We start from the raw sequence: 23,934 nt of genomic DNA, 5'->3' as shown, positions 1-23,934 counted from the left end.
CGTCCGGCAATGCCAACGCGTTAATCAAAGTGCCGCCGTGTGCGGCGCGTCTGTCTCCGCGATACTAGACCTTCGGCTCCCGCGCTCCGGGGAGCGCCGCACCACGGTGGTGGGGCGCTCCCGGAAGAACGGGAGACACATACATGGCACGCACTTCACGAACGCCTTCGGCGTATGAAACCATCACGGCGCGGATCATCGAGGCGATCGAGCAAGGCGCAGGCCCCTTCGTCATGCCTTGGCATGGCGACGGCAGCAGCCGCCCGGTGAACGCGGTCAGTGGCAAGCCCTACTCTGGTGGGAATGTCGTCGGCCTCTGGGCCGAGCAGATGCTCCGGGGATATGGTTCGCCGCACTGGGCAACATACCGTCAGTGGGCAACGCGCGGCGCGCAGGTCCGCAAGGGGCAGCGCGGCGCACCCATCATCTTCTACAAGCCGAACGAACGGACAGAGGATGACGAGCGCCGTTCTGGCTTCGTCATGCGCTCCTCGATCGTGTTCAACCTGGAGCAGGTCGAGGGCGGGTATCCAGACGTTACAACCGTTCCGGCAGCCGAGACGCTCGACGAGGTCGACCTGTTCATCCGGCTGACCAACGCGCGGATCGAGCATGGCGGCACACGCGCCTATTTCGATCCGGGCAGCGACTATATCGCGATCCCGGACAAAGGGCGGTTCGTCGGCACGCCGACCTCTAGTCCCACCGAATGCTACTATTCGACCCTACTCCACGAGCTGGTCCACTGGACCGGTGCGGAGCATCGGCTTAATCGAACATTCGGCGAGCGGTTCGGCGACGCGGCATACGCAGCCGAGGAGCTGGTCGCGGAGATTGGGGCGGCGTTTCTGTGCGCAGATCTGGGCGTAACCAACGATCCGCGCCCGGATCATGCCGCATATGTCGCGTCGTGGCTAAAAATCCTGCGGAGCGACTCCCGCGCGATTTTCACCGCCGCGAGCCTCTCGACTGCCGCCGTGACCTACCTGCACGAGAAGCAGCTACCATTCTGATCTTTCGCAGCCGGCACATGCCGGCTGCTTTTCTATTCCGCTCGGAGGAAGCAGACCACGCGCGGCTCGAACACATTTCCCAGAATGAGCAGGGCTCGTTCGACCCGTGGTCTTCGCAGTCGCAGATTACGTTCGTCAGCGGGAGTGCCAATTATCCGTCGATATCAGCGAGCACATCGCCGGGTTCAACCTTTAGCAACCGACACAGGCGCACAAATTCCCATACGTCGATCCGGCGCTGCCGCCGCTCCACGCGACTAATGAAACTCTGATCCTCGCCATATGCCTGCGCTAGGTCCACCTGCGACATTGCCAGTTCCTTGCGCCGGGCAATCAGCCGATCGATGATCACGATATACGGCGGATCGAATGCGGATTTGCGAGGGCGCGGCATAGCCTACGCCGAGTGGCAGGGAGTTTTACGATAGTGCAAAACTCCCTATGGTATTTCTCCCTATTTTTAGGTAGGTGCTCCCTGGGTGAGGTTTGGGGAGAGCTCAAATGGTTCAATTCACATCGCTGGTTCGTAGTGCGACATCGGCGGCGCTTTCTTTGGCGTTGGCCGCATGCGTTGGCATCGGTGGGCTTTCGCCGCCCAAGTCGTACGCAACGAACACTACCTTCCAGCTTCCTCGCCGCGCTCCCGACTTCATCCCTGCTGCGAGCGAAGTGGGGAAATCACTCGGATATCGCGTGTCGGGCACGGACAGTGAGCGCAACGCAGTCACGCTCACCGACAGCGTGGACGGCATGGGTGCCGCCCTCACCGGGCGCCATGTGCAGCGAACAGTCGTCGTGGCGCTCCGGCCTGACGGGCGCACAGTAGCAATCAATCTCGCGCTGAACGGAAACCTGGGCACCGCCTCGCAGAAAAGCGCGGAGCAGCGACTCGAGGCCCTCAAGACCGCGCTGACAGCGCGGTTCCGCTAAATCAATCAGCTCGCGTGGAGGGGGCAATGAAGCGCAGATTGACGGTTAAATGCATGGTGGTCGCTGGACTGGCATTATCAGGCTGCAAGCCCGCGCCCGACACGGCACTTACATCAAATGACTCTGGCGCAGCCATTTCGCGACCGGAGCCGGAAACAGCTCCGCGCCCTGCGGGGCTCACAGAAAACGAGCGGCTTCAGATACAGCAAGCGATTCTGGGTCGGTTCATGAGTGCGCGGTACAAGTCGGGACTAGGCACACTGTCCCCGAATACCGATTGTGCGAACGTGTTCAGCGTGGCCGATCCGACCATCGTGGACGCTATGCTCGGCGACGGCATGGGCAAGATTCGAGTCGTCGCGTCGTTTACGCTTCACACTATTCCGCCCAAGCGGCACCGCGTTCCCACCGACGAATGCTACAGCTTCGTGGTGGCCCAGATGAATGTCGGACAGCCAATTCGCATCCCGTTCGAGTTCAGGGTCGAGAAGTGGCAGACCGGCTGGCGGCTCGCACAGGCGCAACCGGGTGAGCCATTTCAACTAGCTCCGCGCTGAACGGCATGCTCGGCACCCCGTCTATCATGAGCCGGGTGTAGAAGCGGCGATTGGGTAGGTTGATGATATCTAGCGGGTCGAAGGCAGGTGCCAGTTCCTTGGCGAACAACGCCGCGTCCTCAATGCCGGTGCGGAAGCAGATCAAAGAGCCAGCATTGCCGAGAACAGCGTGCCGGATTTCGGGCTCCAATTGGTGTAGGTGCTGGTGTGCGAGCACGAGGCCGAAGCAGAATTTCCTCATCTCGGCCATCATCGACGCAAAAGCGAGCGTCGTGAAATTCTGGAATTCATCGACGTACATGAAGTACGGTTGTCGTCGTTCGGCAGGGAGGTCAGCACGCGACATCGCGGCCAGCCCGAGGGTGGCAACCAAGAGGCTACCAAGTGTGTCCGCGCTATCCGAGCCGATCCGTCCCTTCGCGAGATTGACAAGAAGGATTTGACCGCGGTCCATTATGCTGCGGAACCGCAGGTCAATCTCCGGCTCAACCAGTACGCGGTACAACATTGGATCGGATAGCAGCGCGCCGAGCTTGTTCTGGATTGGGGCCAGAGCTTCGGCTGCGAAGCGGGGCTGATAATGGGCGAACTCTGATTTCCAGAATGCCCGCACGACCGGGTTGGAGACGTTGGACGCGGCCTTCTGCCGGAAGACCTTGTCGGTATAAAGCTTGAGGATATCGGGGAGCGTCGCGTCGGGCCATTCGAGTAGGGTGAACAGGCTGTTGCGCAGGATGTGCTCCATGCGCACGCCCCATGCGTCTGGCCACAGTTTCTTGAATGTCTCAAGGAGACCCGATGCCGCCAGTGGGACCTTGTCGGCACGAACCATTCGCAGCGGATTGTATCCGTACGGCTGCTTTGGGTTCGCCGCGTCGAGATAGATGAAGTCGATGCCGCGCTGCCGCAATCTTGCGGCGAGCGCATCGGCAAGATCGCCATGCGGATCGATAAGCGCAAAGCCCCGGCGTGCGCCTCCGTCTTGCTCTGCAAGCTGCCCCAGTAGTGCCGATTTGCCGACCCCTGTTTGGCCTATGACGTACAGATGCGCGAGACGATCAGCCTGGCGGATGCCGAACCGAAGGTTCTGGCGGCGGTGGTTGGTGACACCGAGATGGGTGACAGACATACGAACATGCTCGCACGCGGGACGCAGAACTTACAGGCACCACCTTGCCATGCAGACGCGACAGATCAGTCTAACGGAGCGAAGCGGTACTAACTGCTCGGGCGGACGAGGTCATTCTCGGTATAAATAATGCCTCAGTTGCGGAAAGCCCGAGACCTGCCCCTCGTCAATCCACGGCCAGGCAGCACCGGCGCAACAGGCTGCTTTGCGCCCTAATCTCGGTCATTCGACCAGCAGACCAGAGAACCCTAAAGCGGTCATTGGTTCAACCGAGGCGAAGCAGAAGATGCCGGGTGGCAAGTATTCGAGGAACGGCTAGCAAGCTATCCGTGCCGCCATTAAGGGGTACCCGCTCTACCCAGATCCGATGGTCTGCAGCCCTTGCAGCGTTTGCTCGATCGAACGAAACCCGCCACCCCTGATCGTGCCCTACCCGACTGGCTGGCGACTAGTCGTCGGAGCCCATAGGTGCACCCCAGTCGGTTCGCGCGGCTTTTTCATGCCATTCATCGACAAAGGTGCGCGCGGCCCAATCATCCCACGCCGCGATCATCGCCTTCAACCGCGCGGGTTCGTGTTTGGCGAGATCGCGCAGTTCGGTGCGGTCGGCGGCCATGTCGTACAGCTCCCAGGGGCCAGCGAGCCGCTGGACCGCCTTCCATTGGCCGTCGCGGACCGCCTTGTTGCCCTCATGCTCCCAAAACAGCGGCTGGCGGCGCTCGATTTGGCCGCCGGTAAAGGCCGGGACCAGGCTGGCCCCCTCCATCGGCAGGATCGCATGGCCGCCGAAGCGCGCCGGATAGCGGGCACCAGCGAGCTGCACCAGGCTGGGCATCACGTCTATGACATGACCCGGCGTGCGCTCGAAGCTGCCCCGCAGCTTTGCCGCAATGCCACGTGGCCAGTGCGCGATCAGCGGGGTGGCGATGCCCCCTCCGCTGTGAAATGCTTGAACGAGCGAAAGGGCGTATTCTGGAGCATCGCCCAATTCATCCCGACGAACACATTGCTCTGCGGCCCGCCCCACGGCGCCGGGCCGGTACGGCCACGCGGTCCCGATTCGGCGTTGCCCCCATTGTCGGACATGATCAGGATCAGCGTGTTGTCGAGCATCTTGCGTTCGCGCAGATGCGCTACGAGGTCGCCGACCGACTTGTCCACGCGCGCGACGGCAGCGGCATAAACCGCCATCATCGCGTCGAACCGCTCGCGCTGGGCGGGGGCCAGACTGTCCCATTCGGTCGCGCTTTGCGGGCGCGGGGTGAGCCCCTTGTGCGGGCCGATCAGCCCCATCTGCTGCTGGCGGGCATGGCGCTCCCGGCGCAGCTGGTCCCACCCGGCCATATATTTGCCCCGGAAACGGGCGATATCCGCCTCCGGCGCCATCAGCGGAAAATGCGGCGCGACATGGGCGAGGTATAGAAAGAAGGGCTTCTTCTTCGCCTGCGCCTCATCGGCAAACTTCATCCCCCATTGGGTCCAAAGGTCGGTGCCGTACCAATCCTTGCCAAGCATCGGATCGTCGGTGCGGATCGGGCGGCCATCAACCAGCAGCGTGCGCGTACCCGCGTCGGAGCGTGCCGCCTGTTTCGGATAGTAGATGCCGCCCGCGATCGCGCTCAGCGAGCGATCGAAGCCACGCGCGACCGGGGTGGTCCCTGGCGTGTTGCCGAGGTGCCATTTGCCCGCCATCGCCGTGAAATAGCCCGCCTCCCGCAACACTTGCGGAATGGTCACCGCGCGCGGGTGCAACTGGCCATGCGTCCCCCGCGACTGTGGCAAGCGTAGGCCGCTGAGGTAGCCCATTCCCGCCTGATGCGGATTGAGTCCGGTAAGCAACGCGGCGCGGGTCGGGCTGCATCGGGCGTTGTTGTAGAATTGGGTGAAGCGCAGCCCGTCTTTCGCCAGCGCGTCGATATTGGGCGTCGGGATTTCGCCGCCATAACTGCCGAAGTCGGAGAAACCCATGTCGTCAACGAGGATGACGATGATGTTGGGACGCGGCGGTGCCTCGGCTGGCGGGGTCGGCTTGGCCGGAGTGCGTGCCAACAGCGGGGTGGCAGCGGTGGTTGCCGCCAGCGCGGCGAGCAGGAGTGTTCTACGCAACATAGGAATGCTCTCCGATAGCGGCGACAAAGGTAGCGGCGCGATCGCCGACTTCGGCGGCGGACAGGCCCGGCCTGTACAGTGCCGAACCGAGACCGAAGCCCGCAGCTCCGGCGTCGAGCCAAGGCTTCATATTGCCCGGCTCGATCCCGCCGACCGGCAGCACCCGCGCGCTTTTGGGCAGTACCGCACGCATCGCCCTGAGCACTGTCGGCGACGCCGCTTCGGCCGGAAACAGCTTGAGCGCGGTCGCGCCCGCGTCGAGCGCGGCGAACGCTTCGGTCGGGGTAGCGATGCCGGGCAGCGAGACCAACCCGCGCGCGGCGGTCGCGGCGATCACTAGCGGATTGGCGTTGGGCGAGATGACCAGCGTACCCCCCGCCCCCGCCACAGCGGCGACATCAGCCTCGCGCAGCACTGTTCCTGCGCCGACCATCGCGCGGTCGCCCGCCTCAGCGGCGAGCCGCGCGATGCTCTCGATCGGGTCGGGCGAATTGAGCGGCACCTCAATCAGGGCGAAACCCGCACCGATCAGCGCCTCGCCGATCGGAACAACTTCGTCGGGGGTCACGCCGCGCAGGATTGCGATCAACGGACAGGCGGCAAAGGCGGCATCGAACTGGGCGAGGTGGCTCATGCTATGGCGGCTCCGACGTCGAGGATGCCGGCGACGAACGCGGCGTGGCTGTCGATCAATGCGGCGCTGCGGCCGTTGGCGGCGATCGCGGCGGTGTAGAGATTGCCCAGCTCGGGACCGGACAGGATGAAGATCGGCGCGTCAGGTGCCGCGGCGAGCCGCGCGGCGACATCGCTGCCGATCAGCAGCCCGCTGGCATAGGCGGCGGCATCGGCATCATCGCGCGTGCCGAGCATCTTTGCCGCGCGAATGCCAAACAGAGATGCGGCAAGGTCGCGACGCTTGCCGTCGACAACGCCCTCGAAAAAGGCTGGACTGGTGGTGACCTCACCGTGAAGCTGCGCGGCGAGCAGGCCATGGGCGCCCAGCAATGCGAACAGCTCACCGGTCATTGCGGTGGTAAAGTCGGCGATGCGCCCCTCCACCATCACCGCCCATTTGCAATGCGTCCCCGGCTGAACGAGCAGCGCGTCGCCGGGGACCAGCCCCGCCGTGACCGCGCCGAGCAATTGCACTTCCTCGCCGCGCATCACGTCCGTCGATGTCGAAACACCAGGGACGATCATCGTACGGTCGTCAATCCGCAACAGAGTGGCAGCCAGGTCCGATACCCCGGCGGGTGCCGGGACATAGGGTGCGACCCGCCAGCCGATGTTCGACCCGACCATCCCCGCCAGCAGCATCGGCAGGTCGCCGAACCGCGCGCGGATCGCCGCCGCCTCCCCCGCGAAATCTGTGACGGCCGTGACACCGCGTTCGTCGCGTTCGGTGCGCACGACCGCTCCGTTCTCGATCAGGTAAATCCGGCGGTTGGTGGTTCCCCAGTCAACCGCCAGAAAAGCGTCGTCCATCCTCACCACCATGCGGTGTAAAGCGCGATCAGGATCACGACGACAATCGCGCCCGCAATGTTGAACCCGGCGGTGGTGCCGAACGACACGCCCTGCATGGAGATGCGATTGCTGTCCTCACGCGCCGGACGGGCCAGCGAGACGACCACGGCGAGCGCGAGGCTGATAAAGAACACGATCATCATGCGGTTCATGAACGGCACCGCGTTGAGCGCGGCGATCCCGCCCCAGTCGGCGGGGAACCAGAACAGGAAGCTGAGCAGCACCGATGCGACCGCGCCGACCAGAGCGCCGGCCTCCGTCGCCCCCTTCCAGAACAGGCCGAGCAGGAAGATGACGGTGATGCCCGGCGTGACGAAGCCCGAGAATTCCTGGATATACTGGAACGCTTGGTCGAGGCTGCCGAGCAATGGGCGCGCGGTGACGATCGCCAGCAACGTGGCGACCACCGCAGTGATGCGACCGACCAGCACCAGCTGCTTTTCATGCGCGGTGGTCAGATCGGCATTGCCGCTGGCGTCTTGCGCGCGGTTCTGCACGCCCTTTGCCTTGGCATAGAGATCGAGCGTGAAGATCGTCGCGACCGAATTGATCTTCGACGCGGTGGAAGCGATAATCGCCGCGACCAGCGCCGCAAAGACCAGGCCGAGCAGGCCGACCGGCAGCAGGCCCATCATCGTCGGATAGGCCTGATCCGGCTTGGCCAGGTCGGGCGCGAGCAGCACGGCGGCGATGCCCGGCAGCACGATGATCACCGGCATCAGCAGCTTGAGGAAGGCGGCGAACACCACGCCCTTCTGCGCTTCGCCCAGGCTCTTCGCGGCCAGTGCGCGCTGGATAATATATTGGTTGAACCCCCAATAGCTGAGGTTCGCGATCCACATGCCGCCGATCAGTACGGAGAGGCCCGGCAGGTCCTTGTAGAAGGGGTTGTCCTCCGACAGGATCATGTCGAACTTCTCGGGCAGTTCGGTGGTCAGGCGGTTGAACCCGCCGAGCACGCCCGCGTCGCCGCCGATCTGGCTGAGCGTCAGATAGGAGATGACGAGGCCGCCGAACACCAGCAGCGTGACCTGAACGATATCGGTCAGCGCCACCGCCTTGAGGCCGCCGCGCAACTGATAGACCAATGCGAACACGCCAAGGCCGAACAGCGCGACGTCCTGATTGATCCCGGCGACCTGGGTCACCGCGATCGAGCCGAGCCACAGGATCGAGGTCAGGTTGACGAAGACGTAGAGCGCCAGCCAGAAGATCGCCATGACGGTGCGGATCGTCGGCCCGAACCGCTGTTCCAGGAACTGCGGCATCGTATAGATTTCGTTCTTCAGGAAGATCGGCAGGAACCATTTGCCGACGATCAGCAGGGTCAGTGCCGCCATCCATTCATAGGATGCGATGGCAAGGCCGATCGCATAACCCGATCCCGACATGCCGACGATCTGCTCGGCCGAGATGTTCGCCGCGATCAGCGACGCGCCGATCGCCCACCAGGGAAGCGATTTGGATGCGAGAAAATAGTCGGACGTGTCCTTGGTGTGACCCGCCTTTTCGCGGCTGACCCATTGGGCGAGGCCGAAAATGCCGATCGCATATGCGATCACGACGATCAAATCGATTTGCGACAGGCTTGTCACCCCGTATCCCCTCCAGCTACGCACAAGATGCGTCTGGCGCGTACATTTATCTGATTAATTAGTCTTGTCTAGCGACGCGATCGGCATAATGTGGTCGCCGGCCGAGCGATCAGCAGGGGAAGGTGGAAATCTTGGCGAGCGAACTGACGCTGGACGGGGCGGGACGGCCCGAGCTGGGCCGCAACCTGACCTATGGCCTGCTCGACAATCTGGGCCGCGCGATCGTCACCGGGCGATTCGAACGCGAGCCGTTTCCGACCGAGGCGGAGCTTGCCAAGCAGCATAATGTGAGCCGATCGGTGACGCGCGAGGCGGTCAAGATGCTGACCGCCAAGGGCCTGCTGAGCGCCCGCCCGCGCCAGGGGACGGTCGTCCAGCCGACAACGTCGTGGAACCTGTTCGACACCGATGTGCTGCGCTGGCTGCTCGAACGGCAATTTTCGGTCGACCTGCTCAAGCAGTTCAACCAGCTGCGCGTCGCGATCGAGCCGGAGGCGGCGGCGCTGGCCGCGCGCTTTGGCGACGATGCGGAGCTTCAGCGGATTACCGACGGGCTCGAACGGATGAAGGCTGCGGAGAAAGGGCTGGACGAACCGCTCGACGCGGACATCGCCTTCCACGTCGCGATCCTGCGCGCGTCAAGCAACCCATTTTACGTCCAGTTCCGCGACGTGGTGACCACCGCGCTGCGTACCTCGATCCGCTTCACGAACCGGATCAAGGGCCGCACCGCGAGCGTGGCCGACCATGCCGCGGTGCGCGACGCGATCCTCGCGCGCAATCCGGACGCGGCACGCACCGCGATGCGCAACCTGATCGGCGACGTTCTCGAACTGATCGACGAGGCGGAGGGGGCGAAGGAATAGTGCCCTGTCCTCCCCCTCGCGGGGGAGGATGTGGGACGGCCTACCGCTTCTTCTTCGCGACCTGGCCGGTGGTCAGGCGATAGGTCATGACGTTGCGATAGGTCTGGCCCGGGTCGAGCCGGGCGCTCGGGAAGCCCTTCTGGTTCGGCGCGTCCGGGAAGTTCTGGGGCTCCATCACGATCGCGTCGCCCATGCGGTAGATTTTCCCGCTCTTGCCGTGGCTGGTCGCGTCGAAGAAATTGCCCGAATAGAATTGCAGCCCCGGCTGGTTCGACCACAGCTCGAACCCGCGGCCCGACGCCGGATCCTGCACCCGCGCCATCAGCTGCTGGCCGGCGATCACCTGGCGGCCGATCACCCAGTTATGGTCGTAGCCACGGCCCCAGACGATCTGCTGGTCCGATGCGTCGCGCACCCGATCGCCCACCGCGCGCGGCTTGCGGAAGTCGAACACCGTGCCCGTGACCGACTTGAACTCGCCGGTGGGAATCGCGCCGTCGTCGGTGGGCAGATAGGTGTCCGCCGGGATCGTCACGACATGGCCCATCGCACCGTTCGACGACCCCTCGCCCGACAGGTTCCAGTAATTGTGGTTGGTCAGATTGATCACCGTCGCCTTGTCGGTGGTCGCGCGATACTCGATCGTCAGATGGTTCTTCTCGTCGAGCGAATGGATCGCGTCGACGGTCAGCGTGCCGGGATAGCCCATCTCGCCGTCGCGGCTGACATAGCGGAACGTCACCGACGCGGTCGGCCCGCTCTTCACCGACACCACGTCCCACAGCACCTTGTCGGATCCCCGCGTCCCGCCGTGCAGAGCGTTCTTTCCGTTGTTGACCGGGGTCTGGTAGGTCCTGCCGTCGAGCTTGAACCTGCCCTCCGCCAGCCGGTTGCCGAAGCGGCCGACGATCCCGCCGAAATATTGCGGCTTGGTCTCGTAAAGGCCGATATTGTCGTATCCGAGGGCGACATCGGCCTTGCGGCCATTGCGGTCGGGCATCACCAGCGACTGGATCGTCGCGCCATAGGCGATCATCGTCACCGATACGCCGCGGCTGTTTGCGAGCGTCACCGACGCCACTTCGCGCCCGTCCGCGAGCTTGCCGAAGCTGCCGCGCTTGGCGGTCGCCGCCTCCGCCGTGCCGCCCAGGGCACAGGCCGCCGCAGCGGCCATCAGCAATGCGCTTTTCGTTGCCATGATGAGTCTCTCTCTCCTGCTCTATCCGCGATACATATTGGGTAACCGGCCGCGACAGCCGGGATCGACTTCGAACAATGCGCCGCCATGTTCCTCGACCACGCCATCGGCGGCGGAGGTAACGAACATCCGGTCGAGCTGCGGGCCGGCAAAGGCGCAACTCGTGATCTGGCTCGCGGGCAGCGCGATCGAGCGCTCGCGGGTGCCCGCCATGTCAGAATCGGGTGACGCATGACGCGCCCCAGCACGCCACCCACAGCCCGCCTGTCGCGTCGAAGGTCATGCCGTCGGGATTGCCCCATCCGGGCTCGAACACGATGAACGGCGTGCGCGGGCCGAGGCTGCCGTCGTCATGAATGTCGAAGCGGAAGACCGTTCCCAGCGCGGTGTCGGTGTGAAGCAGAAAGCGTCCGTCGGGGTCGATCGCGGGGCCGTTGGCGATGGTATAGGGGCTGTCGGCATGGACGATCAGCCCGTCGGGATCGATCCGGTAGAATGCGCCGCTTGGCCGGTCGCAACTGGCAGGAATCGTCCCCGCCCAGATACGGCCGAGATGATCCGCCTTGGCATCGTTGAGGCGATTGCCGGTGACGCCGCGATCGACGCTGCCAAGCGGAACCTGCCGGTTTGCCGGTAGATCGAGCAGCACGATGTCGCGCCCGATCCCGGCGACGAAGCCGCCGCGCTCCCGCTCGATGACCCAGGCGGCATAGTCGGGCTGCGCGAAGCTGGTGACGCTGCGGTCGGCCAGCGACATGCGGTTGATGCGGTGATCGAGGATATCGACCCAATAGAGCGCGTCGTCGCGCGCGGACCATAACGGGCCTTCGCCCAGCCGGTCGGCGCGGTCGCGGTCGATGATCGCGACGTCAGCCATCAGTGGCTGTCGCGCGGCAATCCGCGAGTCTGCGCGATGCGCTGATACTTCACTGCCAGCTCGATCACCGCCCCGCCCTCGAACTGACCGGTGACGTTGCGGTGAATCTCCTGCCAGGGCGTCTGCGATTGCGGGACATAGCCGAGCTCGGCGGCGAGCGCCGCGCGCCGCGCCTCCAGCTCTTCGGGCGTTACCAGCATGTTCGCAGTGCGCTTGCCAAGGTCGATCCGTACCCGGTCGCCGCTGCGGATCAATGCGAGCCCGCCGCCGACCGCGGCCTCGGGTGCGGCATTGAGGATCGACGGGCTGCCGCTCGTCCCCGACTGACGCCCGTCACCCAGGCACGGCAGCGCATGGACCCCGGCCTGGATCAGCGCGGCGGGCGGGCGCATGTTCACGACCTCCGCGCCGCCGGGATAGCCGATCGGTCCCGCGCCGCGCATGATCAGGATCGAGCGGTCGTCCGCGCCCAGCGCCGGATCGTCGATGCGCGCATGATAATCCTCCGGCCCGTCAAACACGATCGCCGTCCCCTCGAACGCTTCGGGGTCGTCCGGGTCGGACAGGTAACGCGCCCGAAACTCGGGCGAGATCACGCTCAATTTCATCACCGCGCTGTCGAACAAATTGCCCGACAGCACGGTCAGGCCGGCGGCGGGCTTGAGCGGGTTGTCCAGCGGCCGGATGACATCCGCGTCGCTGGCCAGCGCATCGCCGACATTGTCCGCGACCGACCTGCCGTTCGCGCCGACGACATTTCCGTCGATCAATCCGGCACGCAGCAATTGCCCCATGACCGCAGGCACGCCGCCCGCGCGGTAGAAGTCTTCGCCGAGATAGGTGCCTGCGGGCTGGAGATTCACGAGCAGCGGCACTTCGGCCCCATGCGCTTCCCAGTCGTCCAGGCTCAGTTCGACCCCGACATGGCGCGCGATGGCGTTCAGATGGATCGGGGCGTTGGTCGAACCGCCGATCGCGCTGTTGACGCGGATCGCGTTGAGAAAGGCTTCGCGCGTCAGGATATCGCTCGGCTTGCGGTCGGCCTCGACCATCTCGACGATCTGGAGGCCGGTGAGATACGCATTTTCCTGACGGTCGCGATAGGGCGCCGGAATCGCGGCCGATCCGGGCAACGACATGCCGAGCGCCTCGCACAGCGAGTTCATCGTCGTCGCCGTGCCCATCGTGTTGCACCAGCCGGTCGACGGGGCGGACGAAGCGACCAGTTCGATGAACCCCTTGTAATCGATCTCGCCCGCGGCGAGCATCTCGCGCGCCTTCCACACGATCGTCCCCGATCCGGTGCGCTCGCCCTTGAACCAGCCATTGAGCATCGGCCCGACCGACAGCGCGATCGCCGGGATGTTCACCGTCGCCGCGGCCATCAGGCAGGCAGGCGTGGTCTTGTCGCAGCCGATGGTCAGGACGACGCCGTCCATCGGATAGCCATAGATCGATTCGACGAGGCTCAAATAGGCAAGGTTGCGGTCGAGCCCGGCGGTGGGGCGCTTCCCGGTTTCCTGGATCGGATGCGCAGGAAATTCGATCGCGATCCCGCCCGCATCGCGAATCCCCTCACGCACGCGCTTTGCCAGCTCGATATGGTGACGGTTGCACGGGACCAGGTCGCTGCCGGTCTGGGCAATGCCGATGATCGGACGCCCCGACTGAAGCTCCGCCAGGCTGATCCCGTAATTGAGGTACCGCTCGACATAGAGCGCGGTCATGTCCGGATTTTCCGGATTGTCGAACCATGCGCGCGATCGCAATTTCCGCGCGTCGTTCTTCCCTTGCCCCACTCGAAACCCTCTCCGGTCCTGAGGGATCGCGCCCGTAATGTCGCGATACCCGTCTTCACATCCGCTTGATATCGCCGTTCGCGGCGGATAGGAAGCATATATATCGTATAAAAGAGCGGAGAGCATGCAGAGGATCAGCATCGGCCTTGTCGGCATCGGGAAAATCGCCCGCGACCAGCACCTTCCCGCATTGAGCCAGTGCCCGGACTTCGACCTTGCAGCCACCGCCAGCCGCCACGGCCGGGTCGATGGCGTTGAAGGTCATGGATCGGTGGAGGCGTTGATCGCCGCGCGGTCGGACATTGCCGCCATCTCGCTCTGCACACCCCCCGCCGGACGTTTCGAACAGGCAATGGCGGCAATTGCCGCAGGCCGCCACGTCATGCTGGAAAAGCCGCCCGCCGCCACCGTGTCCGAAGCCGAAGCGCTGGTCGATGCGGCCCGGGCCAAGGGGGTGACGCTGTTCGCCACCTGGCATTCACGCGAGGCAGCGGAGGTCGATGCGGCGCGTGACTGGCTGGCGGACAAGGTGATCGCCGCAGTGCGAATCGCGTGGCGCGAGGATATCCGCCAGTGGCACCCGGGACAGGAATGGATCCTTGCCCCAGGCGGGTTCGGCGTGTTCGATCCGGGCATCAACGCGCTGTCGATCGCGACCCGCATCCTGCCCGACCCGCTGGTAGTGCTGAGCGCCGAGCTGGCAATCCCCGAGAACCGCGCCTGTCCGATCGCCGCGACCATCGCGATGCGCAGCGGCAAAGCGCCGGTCGATGTCGATTTCGACTTTCTTCAGACCGGCGACCAGACCTGGGATATCGCGGTCGATACCGATGCCGGCACGCTCCGGCTGCGCGAGGGGGCAGCCGCCTGGAACTGCCCGGCCAGGCGCCGATGCAGGGGCCGAATGCCGAATATTCGCGGCTCTATGCGCGGTTCGCCAACCTGATCCGGCGCGGCGAGAGCGATATCGACCTGCGCCCCTTGCGGCTTGTCGCCGACGCATTCCTCACCGGGCAGCCGACCCCTGCCCCCCGCATTCGAGTTCTGAGCCATGACGCGTCTCACCCGCCGTATCGCACTCGCCATTGGTGTCGCGCTGATCGTCACGCCACCCGCGCTGGCCCGAGAACCTGCCGAGCGGCGCGCGCCCGCGACGAAACCGCAGCCGAACATCGTCGTCTTCCTCGCCGACGATCTGGGCTATCTCGACACGACGCCCGGCGGCGACCGCGACGCGCGCACCCCCAACCTTGCGAAGCTTGCAGCGGACGGGCTGAGTTTCGATCAGGCGTTCGTCGCTTCCCCCGCCTGTGCGCCCAGCCGTGCGGCGATGCTCACCGGCCTGATGCCCGCGCGCAACGGCGCCGAAGCGAACCACGGCAAGGCGCGCGACGAACTGAAGAAGCTGCCGGCATACCTCCAGGCGCAAGGCTATCAGGTCGTCGCATTCGGCAAGGTGGCGCATTACCAGCATACCAAGGATTATGGCTTCGACCATTTCGCGCACGATACCTTCCATGACCATGACGGCGTTCCGGCCGCGATCAGCTGGCTGAAGACGCGTACGGACAAGCGGCCATTGGCGATCTTTGTCGGCAGCAACTGGCCGCACGTTCCCTGGCCCAAAACCAGCGAGGGCTTCGATCCCGCGGCGATCACGCTCCCGCCCAAATCGATCGACACGCCGCAGACGCGCGAAGCGCGCGCCCGCTATCACGCGGCCATCGCGCGGATGGACAAGGAACTGGGCGCGACGCTGGCGGCGGTGGATGCGACGCTGGGCAAGGACAGTCTCGTCCTTTTCTCTTCCGATCACGGCGCGCAATGGCCGTTCGGCAAGTGGAACCTCTACGATACCGGCACGCGCACGCCGCTTATCGTGCGCTGGCCGGGCCGGGTGAAGCCGGGCAGCCGCACGCAGGCGATGGTCAGCTGGGTCGATATCCTGCCGACCCTGGTCGAGGTTGCAGGCGGCAAGCAGCCAGCTGAGCTGGACGGACGCTCCTTCGCCGCGGCGCTGCGCCCGGGTGGGCGGTTCAAGGGGCGGCCCGAAATCTTCACCACCCACAATAACGACGTCAACATCAACGTCTTTCCAATGCGCAGCGTGCGTACGGCGCGCTGGAAATATATCGTCAATCTGCGTCCCGACACATTGTTCACCACCCATATCGACCAATGGGCCGCGCGGCTGGGTTCGGGTGCCTATTTCCCGTCATGGCGGCGCGCGGCGGAAAGCGATGCCAAGGCAAAGGCGATCGTCGATGCCTATTACACCCGCCCGGCGGAGGAACTGTACGACCTGACCGCAGACCCGGACGAAACCCGTAACCTTGCCGCCGATCCGAGAAACCGGGCGGTGATGGTCAAGCTGCGCGCGAAGCTGGCCGAGTGGCGCCGCGACCAGGGCGACGACCGCCCGGTAAAGGTCAAGCCGCATCTGGAGCGCGGACCGATCGACGGGAGGCCGGAGGATTAGGGTCCCGAACCCTAATCCCGGATGATGCAGCGAAAGCCGATATGGCTGGTGGGGCTGTCGATCGCCTGCGGATGGCGCGCGGCGGGGCGATAGCGCTGGCAGTAATTGGGCGCGCAGAGATGCGATCCGCCCTTCATCACCTTGCGTCCCGTCCGCATCGGATCACCCGGCTCGAAGCTCTCGCGCAATTGCGCCCCGCGCGGATTGTCGATCGCGCAACATGCCTTGCCCGGATTGCCGCCCGGCGCTCCATACCAGTCGCGGGTCCATTCCCAGACATTGCCGATCATATCGTACAGGCCATAGCCATTGGGCGGAAAGCTGCCGACCGGCGTGGTGCGGAACTGGCCGTCGGGCCGGGTCGTCGCGAACGGGAACTGTCCCTGCCAGAAATTGGCGAGCACCGCGCCGTTCGGCGTCAACGCGTCGCCCCAGGCATATTCCGCGCCGTCGAGGCCGCCGCGCGCGGCGAACTCCCATTCGGCCTCGGTCGGCAGCGCCTTGCCCGCCCATCGGGCATAGGCTTCGGCGTCCTTGTACGCGATCTGGACGACCGGATGATCGGGCAGCGCATCGCTGTCGGGCCCGGCCGGATGCCGCCAGTCGGCTCCGGGGACGAAGTCCCACCATTGGCTGTAATCGTCGAGTGGCACGGGCACGGACGTGCGTTGAAATACCGCCGACCCCGCAACCGCGAGCGACGGATCCAATCCGGGATACAGCTTCGGATCGGGAGGAATTTCGGCAAGGGTGCGATGCCCCGTCGCCTCCACGAACGCCGCGAACTGGGCATTGGTCACCGGGGTCACGTCGATCCGAAACCCGCCGACCCGCACCAGTCGGTGCGGCGCTTCCTCCGGATAGAAAGCCTCCGAGCCCATTCGGAAGGTGCCACCGGCGATATCGACCATGTCGCGATGGAAGTCGGGCGACCGGGATGGGAAAGCGGGCACGAACAGACGACTCCGGAAACCGTGGGACGTTCAGCAGATATCGCCCATCAACTCGCGCGCGCAAATCGCTTCGAACCGCCGCTGTTCACGTGCCTCGGTCGCAGCGACGCGCAACCGCGCCTGTGCCGGAGCACAGGCGCGCGTGACGCCCGGCTCCGGCATGCGACGGTCAGCGACGCGGGCCATTCGCCTCAGTCGTCAGTCGCTTGATCAGGTCGACCTCGGCCTGGCGATAAGGTTTCCCGTCCGAGCGCAGGACTTCGTGGAACCAGATCGTAGGCTGCTCGTAGGTGTAAGGCTTTTTCCAGCTGTCCCACGGCATCCGCGTCTGCGACTTGCCGTCGACAAAACCCCAGTTGATCATCGCAAGATTGTATTTCTTGCCCAGCGGAAGCGACCCGTCGAAGGTCGATCCATTGCCGCGCGCCATATATTCGGTGACGAGCACCGGGCGGCCATAGCTCAGCATCTGCTTCGCACGCTTCTCGAACGTCTCGGGCCAGCTGTAATCATGGAAGCTGTTGACGTCGGACTGGGTCACTTGGATCTTCTCGACCGCGTCGAGCTTGTCCATCTGATCCCAATTCTGTCCGATCCACAGTCCGCTGGTCAGCGGCTGCGATGGATTGGCGCTGCGCGCCCATTCGAACACCGGACCAAGCAGGCCGGCGACCAGCTGCTTCTTCTGGGGCGTCGGCTTGTAGGAACCGCCACCGCCGCCCTCATTGTTGGGCTCGTTCCACACGTCCCAGACGGCGATGCGCTTGTCGTTCGCGAAATGGCCGACAATGTCCTTCACATAGGCTTCGAGCTCGCCATAGCGGCTCTTGTCCGCCAGCCGCGCCGCGCCCGGCGCCTGCATCCAGCCCGAATTATGCACGCCGGGGATTGGCGGGCGTTGCGGGCCGGAGACGGGGTTGGGATCCCAGCAGCTGTCGAACAGCACGAACATGATGCGGATCTTGTGTTTGTCCGCGATCTGCAGGAACGTTTCCATGCGCTGCTTGAGACCTTTGGCGTCCTCTTCCCACAGCATGTTGTGGAGATAGACGCGCATGATGTTCATGCCCATCGCCGACGCCCAGCCCAGTTCCTCGTCGATCTCCTTCGGGTTGAAGGTCGCCGCCTGCCACATCTCGAACTGGTTGATCGCGCTGCGGTTATTGTAGTTGGCGCCGACCATCCAAGGCTGTTTGGCGTACCAAGCGTTGGCCTGTTCCTTGGTCCACATGTCGCGCGCGTCGGCGGGCAGCGCGGCGCTCATCGCGAACCCGGCGGCGGCGATCATCAGCAGGTGTTTCATCATCATATTCCCGGATTGAATGCGGTCGAAAGGATCAGAAGCGGAAGCGGACGCCGACGCGATAGACGCTTTCGAGGAAGCGGGTCTGCCAGTCATAGGATTGGCCGAGCGCGTTGAACTGTCGCGAATTGCTCACCGCCGCGCCCAGCAGGTTGGTCGCATTGAAGGTCAGGGTGATATTCTCGATCGGGCTCAGCGTCGCCGCGAAATCGAGCGTACCCCGCCCGCGTTCGATGACCGGCAGCGCCGGACCCAATACGCCGGCACCCAGCGCGGGATCGACGACCTGGCCATAGTTGACCACGAAGTCCGAGCGGTAATTGTACGACAGCCGCGTCGAGACCCAGCGGTTCTCATAGAAGCCCGACAGGTTCGCGACATGCTTGGACAGGCCCGCGATCCGCTGCTGGCCCGGAAGCGTCGCAGCCAGACCCGGCGCGAGCTCCGACGTGCCGTCGACATAGGTATAGTTCACCAGCGCGCCGAAATTGCCGAGCCAGTCGGGCAGCCAGGGCGCGCGGAAGAAGGTGCGTGCCGCGGCCTCGACGCCGTTGATGCGACCTGCACCGCCATTTTCCGGACGGTTGATCCGCAGGCGACCGAACTCCGCATCCGCGATATCGGTCGTGAAGTTGTTGACGAAACCCTGCAACTCCTTGCGGAATACGCCAACGGTAACCGATCCGCTGCGCGTGAAATAATATTCAAGCGAGGCGTCGAAATTGGTCGACTGGATCGGCTTCAGGTCGGGATTGCCGCCCGACGCAGAGCGGATGCAGTCGGGGTTGTTCGGACCGCTATCGGGCACGGTGGGATCGACGATACAGATCGGCGGCGGCGTGTTGATCGTCAGTGACGGATTGAGCTGTCCAAAGCCCGGACGCGTCCGCGTCATCGTGAAGGCAAGGCGCAACTGAAGGTTGCGATCGAGCCGGACCCGCGCGCTGACATTGGGCAGATAATCGTCATAGCGGCTGAACCGCGTGATCGGCGTGACGGTGGTAACGGCACCCGCACCGGTACCCGTGGTCGAGCGGGCAAAGCCGTTGATCGTATCCTCGGTACGCGTCGCGCGCAGGCCGATCAGGCCGTCGATCGGCACGCCGACATCGATATCGTAGCGCGCCTGGACATAGGCGGTGTACGTCTTTTCGTTGCTGACATAGTTCGGGTCGCCCAGCGGCGGACGACCGGTCGGCTGGCCCGCCGCTGTACGGAGCCAGTCCGCATTTTCCGCGACACTCTCGCGCGTCGGGACGAGGAAGGTGCGCAGCGAGTTCACATCGTCGCCGCGAAAGCCCGGATTGGCGCTTTCATAAGCCAGGGGCAGCAGCGAGAAGAGCCGCCCCGCCGGCGCGGTTCCGACACGGGTGTAGTTATAGTTGTCGGCGTTGCGATCCGCAAAGCGGATACCGGCCTGAAGGTTGGTCAACCCCCAGCGATCGAAGCGGTAGTCGAAGTCGAGGCGAGCCTGAATCGCATCGCCATGCCCACGGTTTCCGGTCTCGTTGATCTGCGTCCAGCGAAACATTGCCGGGTTGAACTGGTCATAGTTGATCAGCGTGACCGTGCCGCCGCCGACACCCTGATCGGTGTCGAAATCGAAATGGCGCACCGGCTGGGTCTGGCTGGTATAGTTGAAGACATAATTGTGATTGTTGAACGTCGAGTCGGTGTAGGCGACATCGCCGGTGATCCGCATCGGGCCGCGCTTCCAGATGAAGCCGGCGCCGCCCTGATAGGTGTCGGTCCACTGGTTGTTCGACACCTGGCCGCCGACGATCTGGCCGCCCGCTGACGCATCCATGCTGCGAATGAGGTTCGTACCGGGGAACAGCACGATATTGCTCAGAACCGCGAGATCACCCGAGTTGACCTGGAAGTTGCGGCCGCCGCCATTGGACCGATAGCCCTGATAAAGCCCGTCGAGATAGATTTCGAGGTCGGGGCTGGGTCGCCACTGGAACGCGGCGGCGGCGTTGGGCCGCCAGCGATTGGCCGTCGTATAGTCGATGTTGATGAACGAGGGGTACCGCAATGCGGTGCCGACATAGCCCGGGATATTGGAGCGGTTGAGGATCGTCTGGCTGACGTTCCGCGCCGAATCCTGGAACTTGATGTCGGCATAGGACCCCTCGACCAGGAAGCCCATGTCGCCGATGCCTGTCGACCAGCGCGTGCTGAGCAGCAGGTTCGCCTCGACGCCCGTCTTTTGCGACTGGTGCCAGTGCAGGCCGGTGACCGCTCCGACGACCCGACTTCCCTTGAAGTCGAGCGGCTTGCGCGACCGCACGTCAATCAGGCCGGCAAGACCCGGCTCGAGCAGATTGGCGCTCGCCGCCTTGTACACGTCGATCCGTGCGACCGAGTTGGACGGGAAGTCCTGCAACTGGACGTAGCGCCCTTCGGCGGTGAAAACCTCGCGTCCGTTATAGGTTGTCGACAGGTCGGGAAGGCCACGCACGCGAACCCCCTGCGCGGTGCCGCCGTTGCGCTCGACCTGCACACCGGTAATGCGCGCAAGAGATTCGGAAGCGGTCACGTCGGGCAGGCGTCCGATATCCTCGGCGACGATCGGATCCACGATCTCGTCCGCCTCCTGCTTGATCGCCTGAGCCGTTTCCAGGCTCTGGCGGATCGCCGTAACGACGACCTCGTCGGAGTTGCCCTCCGGCGCGACTGCCGTCTGGTCATCCTGCGCACGGGCGATGGCGGGCACCGCCAATGCCAGCACCGACGCAGTCCCGATCAGCATACGGAAATTGCGGTTGATCACGTAACCTCCCCCTTGAATATTCTTAATTGGCTCGAGCCCATCCTATTGCGTCTTAATTATCATATCAATAGGTGAATTGCAATTTTAGGCTAGTTCGCGGGCGCTGCGGACGGCTTGCGCAGGCGAGTTCCCGCAGCGGCGGGCGGCGCGAAAACCGGGACACCCTTGCGCCATTCGACGCGCGAGATGTGCGGCGCGCGACGTTGGGTGCAGCCCATGCCGGGTCCGGGATTGGCGTGATAGATGATCCATTGCTCGCCCCCGTCAGGCGAGCGGAAGAAGCCGTTATGCCCGGTCGCGAAGACGCCGTTGGCGCTGGTCAGCACCGGAAGCGGGTGCTTGGTCCAGCTTGCAGGCGCAAGCAAATCCGCCCCCCGCCCCGCTTCGAGCAGGCCCAGTGCATAGTCGTCGGACCAGCAGGCCCCCGCCGAGTAGGTGAGGAAAATGCGGCCGTCGGGTCCTTCCAGAAATTCCGGCCCCTCCAGAATGCGGCGCCCGCCGCGATCTTCCCAAGGCTTGTCCGGTACAGCGATCACCGCTTCCTCGCCCGCGATCGTCCAGGGATTCGCCAGTCGGGCGATCGCGATGCCACTGCCTTTTGCGAGATAGGGCGAATAGGCGAACCACAGCGTGCCGCGATGCTGGAAGACGGTGCCGTCGATCCCCGGCCGCGCAGTATTGACCCGCCCCCGGTCGGTCCATTCGCCCCGCATCGGATCGGCGGATGCGTTCTCCAGCACGAACACGCCGCGATTCCGGTCGTCCCGGGAACCCGCTGCGGTCGCGGTATAATAGATATACCATTTGCCGTTCATGCGGTGCAGCTCGGGCGCCCAAATCGAATGTGCGTTGAGGCCGGTGGCGGGCGGCGTCCAGACGGTCTTCTGCTCGGCATTTGCCAGATCGGCGATATCGCGCGTCCGCCACAACGCGATCCGCTTCCCGAGCGTGTGGGTATAATAATAGACGCCGTCATGGGAGGTCACCCAGGGATCGGGACCGGAGGAGAGGAGCGGATTGGCGAAGGTCGCGTCGGATCCATCCGCGCGCGGGGATGACCTCGCGGAATCCACGCATCCCGCCAGAGCGGCACAGGCGGCCAGCAGAATGAAGCCGCGCTTCGCCTTCGTCAGAAAAATCTGCGCCATCATGCCCTCCCGATTGCGCGCCTTTTAAGTCAGATAAATATCATATAACAAGGTGCATGATCGGATGAAGTGAGGAGAGGGCGTTGCAGGGAAGTGTCACCCGTCGCGAGTTGCTGCTCGCAGGAGCGGCGACACTCGCCGTGCCATCGGCCAGCGCGGCCCGGACCGGACGCAAGCCCAATATCATCGTCATCTATGCCGACGACCTCGGCATTGGCGACCTCAGCTGTTATGGCGCGACGCGCTTCTGCACCCCGCATCTCGACGCGCTCGCCGCGCGCGGAGTCCGCTTCGAATCGGGCTATGCCACCTCCGCCACCTGCACGCCGTCGCGCTATGCACTGCTCACCGGCGACTATCCGTGGCGGGCATCGGGAACCCAGATTCTGCCGGGCGACGCGCCCGCCATCATCCGCCCGGGCCGATTCACATTGCCCGCGATGCTGAAAAAGGCGGGCTATGCCACCGGCGTGGTCGGCAAATGGCATCTGGGCCTGGGCGACGGCAAGGTCGACTGGAATGGCGAGATCGCCCCCGGGCCGCTCGATATCGGCTTCGACTATGGCTTCTACATGCCCGCGACGCTGGACCGCGTGCCGACGGTGCTGATCGAGAACAGGCGCGTCGTCGGGCTCGACCCCGCCGATCCGATCCGCGTCGATTACAAGGCGAAGATCGGCGACGAACCCACCGGCTTCGACAGCCCCCGACTGCTGAAGTTTCGCGGCGATCCCGAACATTCGAACACGATCCACAACGGCATCGGCCGCATCGGTTACATGGCGGGCGGCAAGGCGGCGCGCTGGGTCGATGAAGAGCTGACCGACGTGCTGCTCGGCAAGGCGGTCGATTTCATCACCGCGCGCAAGGACGACCCCTTCTTCCTCTATTTCGCGATGAACGAGCCGCACGTCCCGCGCGCGCCCCACCCGCGCTTCGTCGGCAAGTCGGGCCGGGGGCCGCGTGGCGACACGATCATCCAGCTCGACTGGACGGTGGGCGAACTGGGCCGCAAGCTCGAGGCACTGGGCATCGCCGACGACACGATGATCGTCTTCAGCAGCGACAATGGTCCGATCCTGTTCGACGGCTATGAGGATCGCGCGGTGTCGCTAAACGGCGCGCACCGGATGTCGGGCCACTATCGCAGCGGCAAGTACAGCATCTTCGAAGGCGGCACGCGCGTGCCGATGATCGTGAGCTGGCCGGGCAAGGCGCGCGCCGGGCATGTGTCGCAGGCGATGGTCAGCCATGTCGACCTGATCGCGTCGATCGCCGGACTGGTCGGACAGTCGCTCCCGCGCGATCAGGCGGTGGACAGCCTAAACCTCCTCCCCGTTCTGCTCGGTCGCAGCGATCTGGGACGCGACCATGTCGTGCAGGATACCAAGCTGATGGTCACCACCGGCACCACCGTCGCGAGCAGCGGCGCGCGCATCCTCGCACTGCGCCAGGGAGAGTGGAAGTTCATCCGCGCCAGCGTCGAACCCCATGAGTTTCACGGCAACCAGATCGGCACGCTGCCGCGTCACCAGCTCTACAATCTCGCGCGCGATCCAGGCGAGCGGGAAGATCTGGCGGCGCGGGAGCCGAAGCGGGTCGCGCGGATGGCCGCGATGCTCGACCAGATCGAGAGCGCGGGTCGCAGCCGACCCTGACGAAACGGGTTGTCGCG

At 64.5% G+C, this 23,934-nt stretch carries 22 protein-coding genes and 1 pseudogene; 7 read left to right on the top strand and 16 right to left on the bottom strand.

Translation table 11 applies throughout. The annotated features are described in order from the left end of the window. Window positions 1-143: 143 nt before the first annotated feature. Window positions 144-1,013, top strand: a complete 870-nt coding sequence (locus LRS08_RS15680; RefSeq protein WP_260480935.1) for an ArdC family protein — start codon at window positions 144-146, stop codon at window positions 1,011-1,013. A 151-nt stretch (window positions 1,014-1,164) separates the two neighbouring features. Here LRS08_RS15680 and LRS08_RS15675 read toward each other — a convergent pair whose 3' ends face one another. Continuing rightward, on the bottom strand, window positions 1,165-1,365 hold the full coding sequence (locus LRS08_RS15675; RefSeq protein WP_257842814.1) for a helix-turn-helix domain-containing protein: 201 nt from the start codon (window positions 1,363-1,365) through the stop codon (window positions 1,165-1,167). A 149-nt stretch (window positions 1,366-1,514) separates the two neighbouring features. On the opposite strand from LRS08_RS15675, the gene LRS08_RS15670 reads away from it, so the two are divergent. Beyond that, window positions 1,515-1,943 carry a hypothetical protein gene (locus tag LRS08_RS15670; RefSeq protein ID WP_257842815.1) on the top strand — a complete coding sequence of 143 codons (429 nt, stop codon included), beginning with the start codon at window positions 1,515-1,517 and terminating at the stop codon, window positions 1,941-1,943. Window positions 1,944-1,969: 26 nt separating this feature from the next. Next, complete coding sequence (locus LRS08_RS15665) at window positions 1,970-2,500, top strand: hypothetical protein (protein WP_260480934.1); 531 nt, start codon at window positions 1,970-1,972, stop codon at window positions 2,498-2,500. Here the strand turns inward: LRS08_RS15665 and LRS08_RS15660 are convergent. From LRS08_RS15660 to LRS08_RS15635, 6 genes are all read right to left on the bottom strand, one after another. Then, complete coding sequence (locus LRS08_RS15660) at window positions 2,421-3,629, bottom strand: type IV secretory system conjugative DNA transfer family protein (RefSeq protein WP_257842816.1); 1,209 nt, start codon at window positions 3,627-3,629, stop codon at window positions 2,421-2,423. The two genes, LRS08_RS15665 and LRS08_RS15660, sit on opposite strands and share 80 nt — an antisense overlap. 448 nt (window positions 3,630-4,077) lie before the next feature. After that, a complete protein-coding gene (locus LRS08_RS15655; RefSeq protein ID WP_260480933.1) occupies window positions 4,078-4,464 on the bottom strand; it encodes a hypothetical protein in 387 nt (128 codons plus the stop codon). Between the two features lie 77 nt (window positions 4,465-4,541). Continuing rightward, window positions 4,542-5,738 carry a sulfatase-like hydrolase/transferase gene (locus tag LRS08_RS15650; RefSeq protein ID WP_260480932.1) on the bottom strand — a complete coding sequence of 399 codons (1,197 nt, stop codon included), beginning with the start codon at window positions 5,736-5,738 and terminating at the stop codon, window positions 4,542-4,544. Continuing rightward, window positions 5,728-6,372 (bottom strand): 2-dehydro-3-deoxy-6-phosphogalactonate aldolase, encoded by a 645-nt coding sequence (locus LRS08_RS15645; RefSeq protein WP_260480931.1) that lies wholly within the window; start codon window positions 6,370-6,372, stop codon window positions 5,728-5,730. The genes LRS08_RS15650 and LRS08_RS15645 overlap by 11 nt, the downstream gene beginning before the upstream one ends. After that, window positions 6,369-7,223 carry a 2-dehydro-3-deoxygalactonokinase gene (locus tag LRS08_RS15640; protein WP_257842818.1) on the bottom strand — a complete coding sequence of 285 codons (855 nt, stop codon included), beginning with the start codon at window positions 7,221-7,223 and terminating at the stop codon, window positions 6,369-6,371. Before LRS08_RS15640 ends, LRS08_RS15645 begins: the two co-directional genes overlap by 4 nt. Window positions 7,224-7,225: 2 nt before the next feature. Continuing rightward, window positions 7,226-8,860 carry a sodium/sugar symporter gene (locus tag LRS08_RS15635; RefSeq protein WP_257842819.1) on the bottom strand — a complete coding sequence of 545 codons (1,635 nt, stop codon included), beginning with the start codon at window positions 8,858-8,860 and terminating at the stop codon, window positions 7,226-7,228. 131 nt (window positions 8,861-8,991) lie between these two features. On the opposite strand from LRS08_RS15635, the gene LRS08_RS15630 reads away from it, so the two are divergent. After that, window positions 8,992-9,726 carry a FadR/GntR family transcriptional regulator gene (locus tag LRS08_RS15630; protein WP_257842820.1) on the top strand — a complete coding sequence of 245 codons (735 nt, stop codon included), beginning with the start codon at window positions 8,992-8,994 and terminating at the stop codon, window positions 9,724-9,726. Window positions 9,727-9,766: 40 nt separating this feature from the next. On the opposite strand, the gene LRS08_RS15625 is transcribed toward LRS08_RS15630, so the two are convergent. The 4 genes from LRS08_RS15625 to LRS08_RS15610 are packed head-to-tail and all read right to left on the bottom strand — an operon-like array spanning window position 9,767 to window position 13,528. Further along, window positions 9,767-10,924: an aldose epimerase family protein gene (locus tag LRS08_RS15625; protein ID WP_409456258.1), complete on the bottom strand. Its 1,158-nt coding sequence runs from the start codon at window positions 10,922-10,924 to the stop codon at window positions 9,767-9,769. A 21-nt stretch (window positions 10,925-10,945) separates the two neighbouring features. Next, a complete protein-coding gene (locus tag LRS08_RS15620; RefSeq protein ID WP_260480930.1) occupies window positions 10,946-11,137 on the bottom strand; it encodes an SMP-30/gluconolactonase/LRE family protein in 192 nt (63 codons plus the stop codon). A gap of 1 nt (window position 11,138) precedes the next feature. Continuing rightward, window positions 11,139-11,801 carry an SMP-30/gluconolactonase/LRE family protein gene (locus LRS08_RS15615; protein WP_260480929.1) on the bottom strand — a complete coding sequence of 221 codons (663 nt, stop codon included), beginning with the start codon at window positions 11,799-11,801 and terminating at the stop codon, window positions 11,139-11,141. Continuing rightward, window positions 11,801-13,528 carry an IlvD/Edd family dehydratase gene (locus LRS08_RS15610; protein ID WP_409456257.1) on the bottom strand — a complete coding sequence of 576 codons (1,728 nt, stop codon included), beginning with the start codon at window positions 13,526-13,528 and terminating at the stop codon, window positions 11,801-11,803. The genes LRS08_RS15615 and LRS08_RS15610 overlap by 1 nt, the downstream gene beginning before the upstream one ends. Before the next feature lie 196 nt (window positions 13,529-13,724). Between LRS08_RS15610 and LRS08_RS15605 the strand changes: the two are divergent. Beyond that, window positions 13,725-14,617, top strand: a pseudogene (locus tag LRS08_RS15605) (Gfo/Idh/MocA family protein); the annotation flags it as partial. 34 nt (window positions 14,618-14,651) lie between these two features. Beyond that, entirely contained in the window at window positions 14,652-16,079 is a 1,428-nt protein-coding gene (locus LRS08_RS15600; protein ID WP_257842822.1) for a sulfatase, read from the top strand. 11 nt (window positions 16,080-16,090) lie between these two features. Here LRS08_RS15600 and LRS08_RS15595 read toward each other — a convergent pair whose 3' ends face one another. From LRS08_RS15595 to LRS08_RS15575, 5 genes are all read right to left on the bottom strand, one after another. After that, window positions 16,091-16,990: a formylglycine-generating enzyme family protein gene (locus tag LRS08_RS15595; protein ID WP_257842823.1), complete on the bottom strand. Its 900-nt coding sequence runs from the start codon at window positions 16,988-16,990 to the stop codon at window positions 16,091-16,093. Between the two features lie 72 nt (window positions 16,991-17,062). After that, entirely contained in the window at window positions 17,063-17,218 is a 156-nt protein-coding gene (locus tag LRS08_RS15590; RefSeq protein WP_257842824.1) for a hypothetical protein, read from the bottom strand. Further along, window positions 17,202-18,338 carry an endo-1,4-beta-xylanase gene (locus tag LRS08_RS15585; RefSeq protein ID WP_257842825.1) on the bottom strand — a complete coding sequence of 379 codons (1,137 nt, stop codon included), beginning with the start codon at window positions 18,336-18,338 and terminating at the stop codon, window positions 17,202-17,204. The genes LRS08_RS15590 and LRS08_RS15585 overlap by 17 nt, the downstream gene beginning before the upstream one ends. A 31-nt stretch (window positions 18,339-18,369) precedes the next feature. Next, the gene (locus tag LRS08_RS15580; protein WP_260480927.1) at window positions 18,370-21,111 is read right to left on the bottom strand and encodes a TonB-dependent receptor; all 2,742 of its coding nucleotides are present in this window, start codon (window positions 21,109-21,111) and stop codon (window positions 18,370-18,372) included. Window positions 21,112-21,200: 89 nt separating this feature from the next. Beyond that, the gene (locus LRS08_RS15575) at window positions 21,201-22,262 is read right to left on the bottom strand and encodes a glycoside hydrolase family 43 protein (RefSeq protein ID WP_260480926.1); all 1,062 of its coding nucleotides are present in this window, start codon (window positions 22,260-22,262) and stop codon (window positions 21,201-21,203) included. 80 nt (window positions 22,263-22,342) lie between these two features. Between LRS08_RS15575 and LRS08_RS15570 the strand changes: the two genes are divergently transcribed. Further along, window positions 22,343-23,917: an arylsulfatase gene (locus tag LRS08_RS15570; protein ID WP_260480925.1), complete on the top strand. Its 1,575-nt coding sequence runs from the start codon at window positions 22,343-22,345 to the stop codon at window positions 23,915-23,917. Window positions 23,918-23,934 lie beyond the last annotated feature (17 nt).

Origin of the sequence: Sphingomonas sp. J315 (genome assembly GCF_024666595.1) — a bacterium.
GTDB lineage: Bacteria > Pseudomonadota > Alphaproteobacteria > Sphingomonadales > Sphingomonadaceae > Sphingomonas.
Note: the sequence above shows the minus strand (reverse complement) of the source record. Positions and strands in the feature narration are given on the sequence as shown.

What these genes read in the sequence shown, in the direction of transcription:
- LRS08_RS15680 (WP_260480935.1), top strand. Translation starts at nt 144, where the DNA reads ATGGCACGCACTTCACGAACGCCTTCGGCGTATGAAACCATCACGGCG.
- LRS08_RS15670 (WP_257842815.1), top strand. Translation starts at nt 1,515, where the DNA reads ATGGTTCAATTCACATCGCTGGTTCGTAGTGCGACATCGGCGGCGCTT.
- LRS08_RS15665 (WP_260480934.1), top strand. Translation starts at nt 1,970, where the DNA reads ATGAAGCGCAGATTGACGGTTAAATGCATGGTGGTCGCTGGACTGGCA.
- LRS08_RS15660 (WP_257842816.1), bottom strand. Translation starts at nt 3,629, where the DNA reads ATGTCTGTCACCCATCTCGGTGTCACCAACCACCGCCGCCAGAACCTT.
- LRS08_RS15655 (WP_260480933.1), bottom strand. Translation starts at nt 4,464, where the DNA reads ATGCCCAGCCTGGTGCAGCTCGCTGGTGCCCGCTATCCGGCGCGCTTC.
- LRS08_RS15650 (WP_260480932.1), bottom strand. Translation starts at nt 5,738, where the DNA reads ATGTTGCGTAGAACACTCCTGCTCGCCGCGCTGGCGGCAACCACCGCT.
- LRS08_RS15645 (WP_260480931.1), bottom strand. Translation starts at nt 6,372, where the DNA reads ATGAGCCACCTCGCCCAGTTCGATGCCGCCTTTGCCGCCTGTCCGTTG.
- LRS08_RS15640 (WP_257842818.1), bottom strand. Translation starts at nt 7,223, where the DNA reads ATGGACGACGCTTTTCTGGCGGTTGACTGGGGAACCACCAACCGCCGG.
- LRS08_RS15625 (WP_409456258.1), bottom strand. Translation starts at nt 10,924, where the DNA reads ATGGCAACGAAAAGCGCATTGCTGATGGCCGCTGCGGCGGCCTGTGCC.
- LRS08_RS15620 (WP_260480930.1), bottom strand. Translation starts at nt 11,137, where the DNA reads ATGGCGGGCACCCGCGAGCGCTCGATCGCGCTGCCCGCGAGCCAGATC.
- LRS08_RS15615 (WP_260480929.1), bottom strand. Translation starts at nt 11,801, where the DNA reads ATGGCTGACGTCGCGATCATCGACCGCGACCGCGCCGACCGGCTGGGC.
- LRS08_RS15610 (WP_409456257.1), bottom strand. Translation starts at nt 13,528, where the DNA reads ATGACCGCGCTCTATGTCGAGCGGTACCTCAATTACGGGATCAGCCTG.
- LRS08_RS15600 (WP_257842822.1), top strand. Translation starts at nt 14,652, where the DNA reads ATGACGCGTCTCACCCGCCGTATCGCACTCGCCATTGGTGTCGCGCTG.
- LRS08_RS15595 (WP_257842823.1), bottom strand. Translation starts at nt 16,990, where the DNA reads ATGGTCGATATCGCCGGTGGCACCTTCCGAATGGGCTCGGAGGCTTTC.
- LRS08_RS15590 (WP_257842824.1), bottom strand. Translation starts at nt 17,218, where the DNA reads ATGGCCCGCGTCGCTGACCGTCGCATGCCGGAGCCGGGCGTCACGCGC.
- LRS08_RS15585 (WP_257842825.1), bottom strand. Translation starts at nt 18,338, where the DNA reads ATGATGAAACACCTGCTGATGATCGCCGCCGCCGGGTTCGCGATGAGC.
- LRS08_RS15575 (WP_260480926.1), bottom strand. Translation starts at nt 22,262, where the DNA reads ATGATGGCGCAGATTTTTCTGACGAAGGCGAAGCGCGGCTTCATTCTG.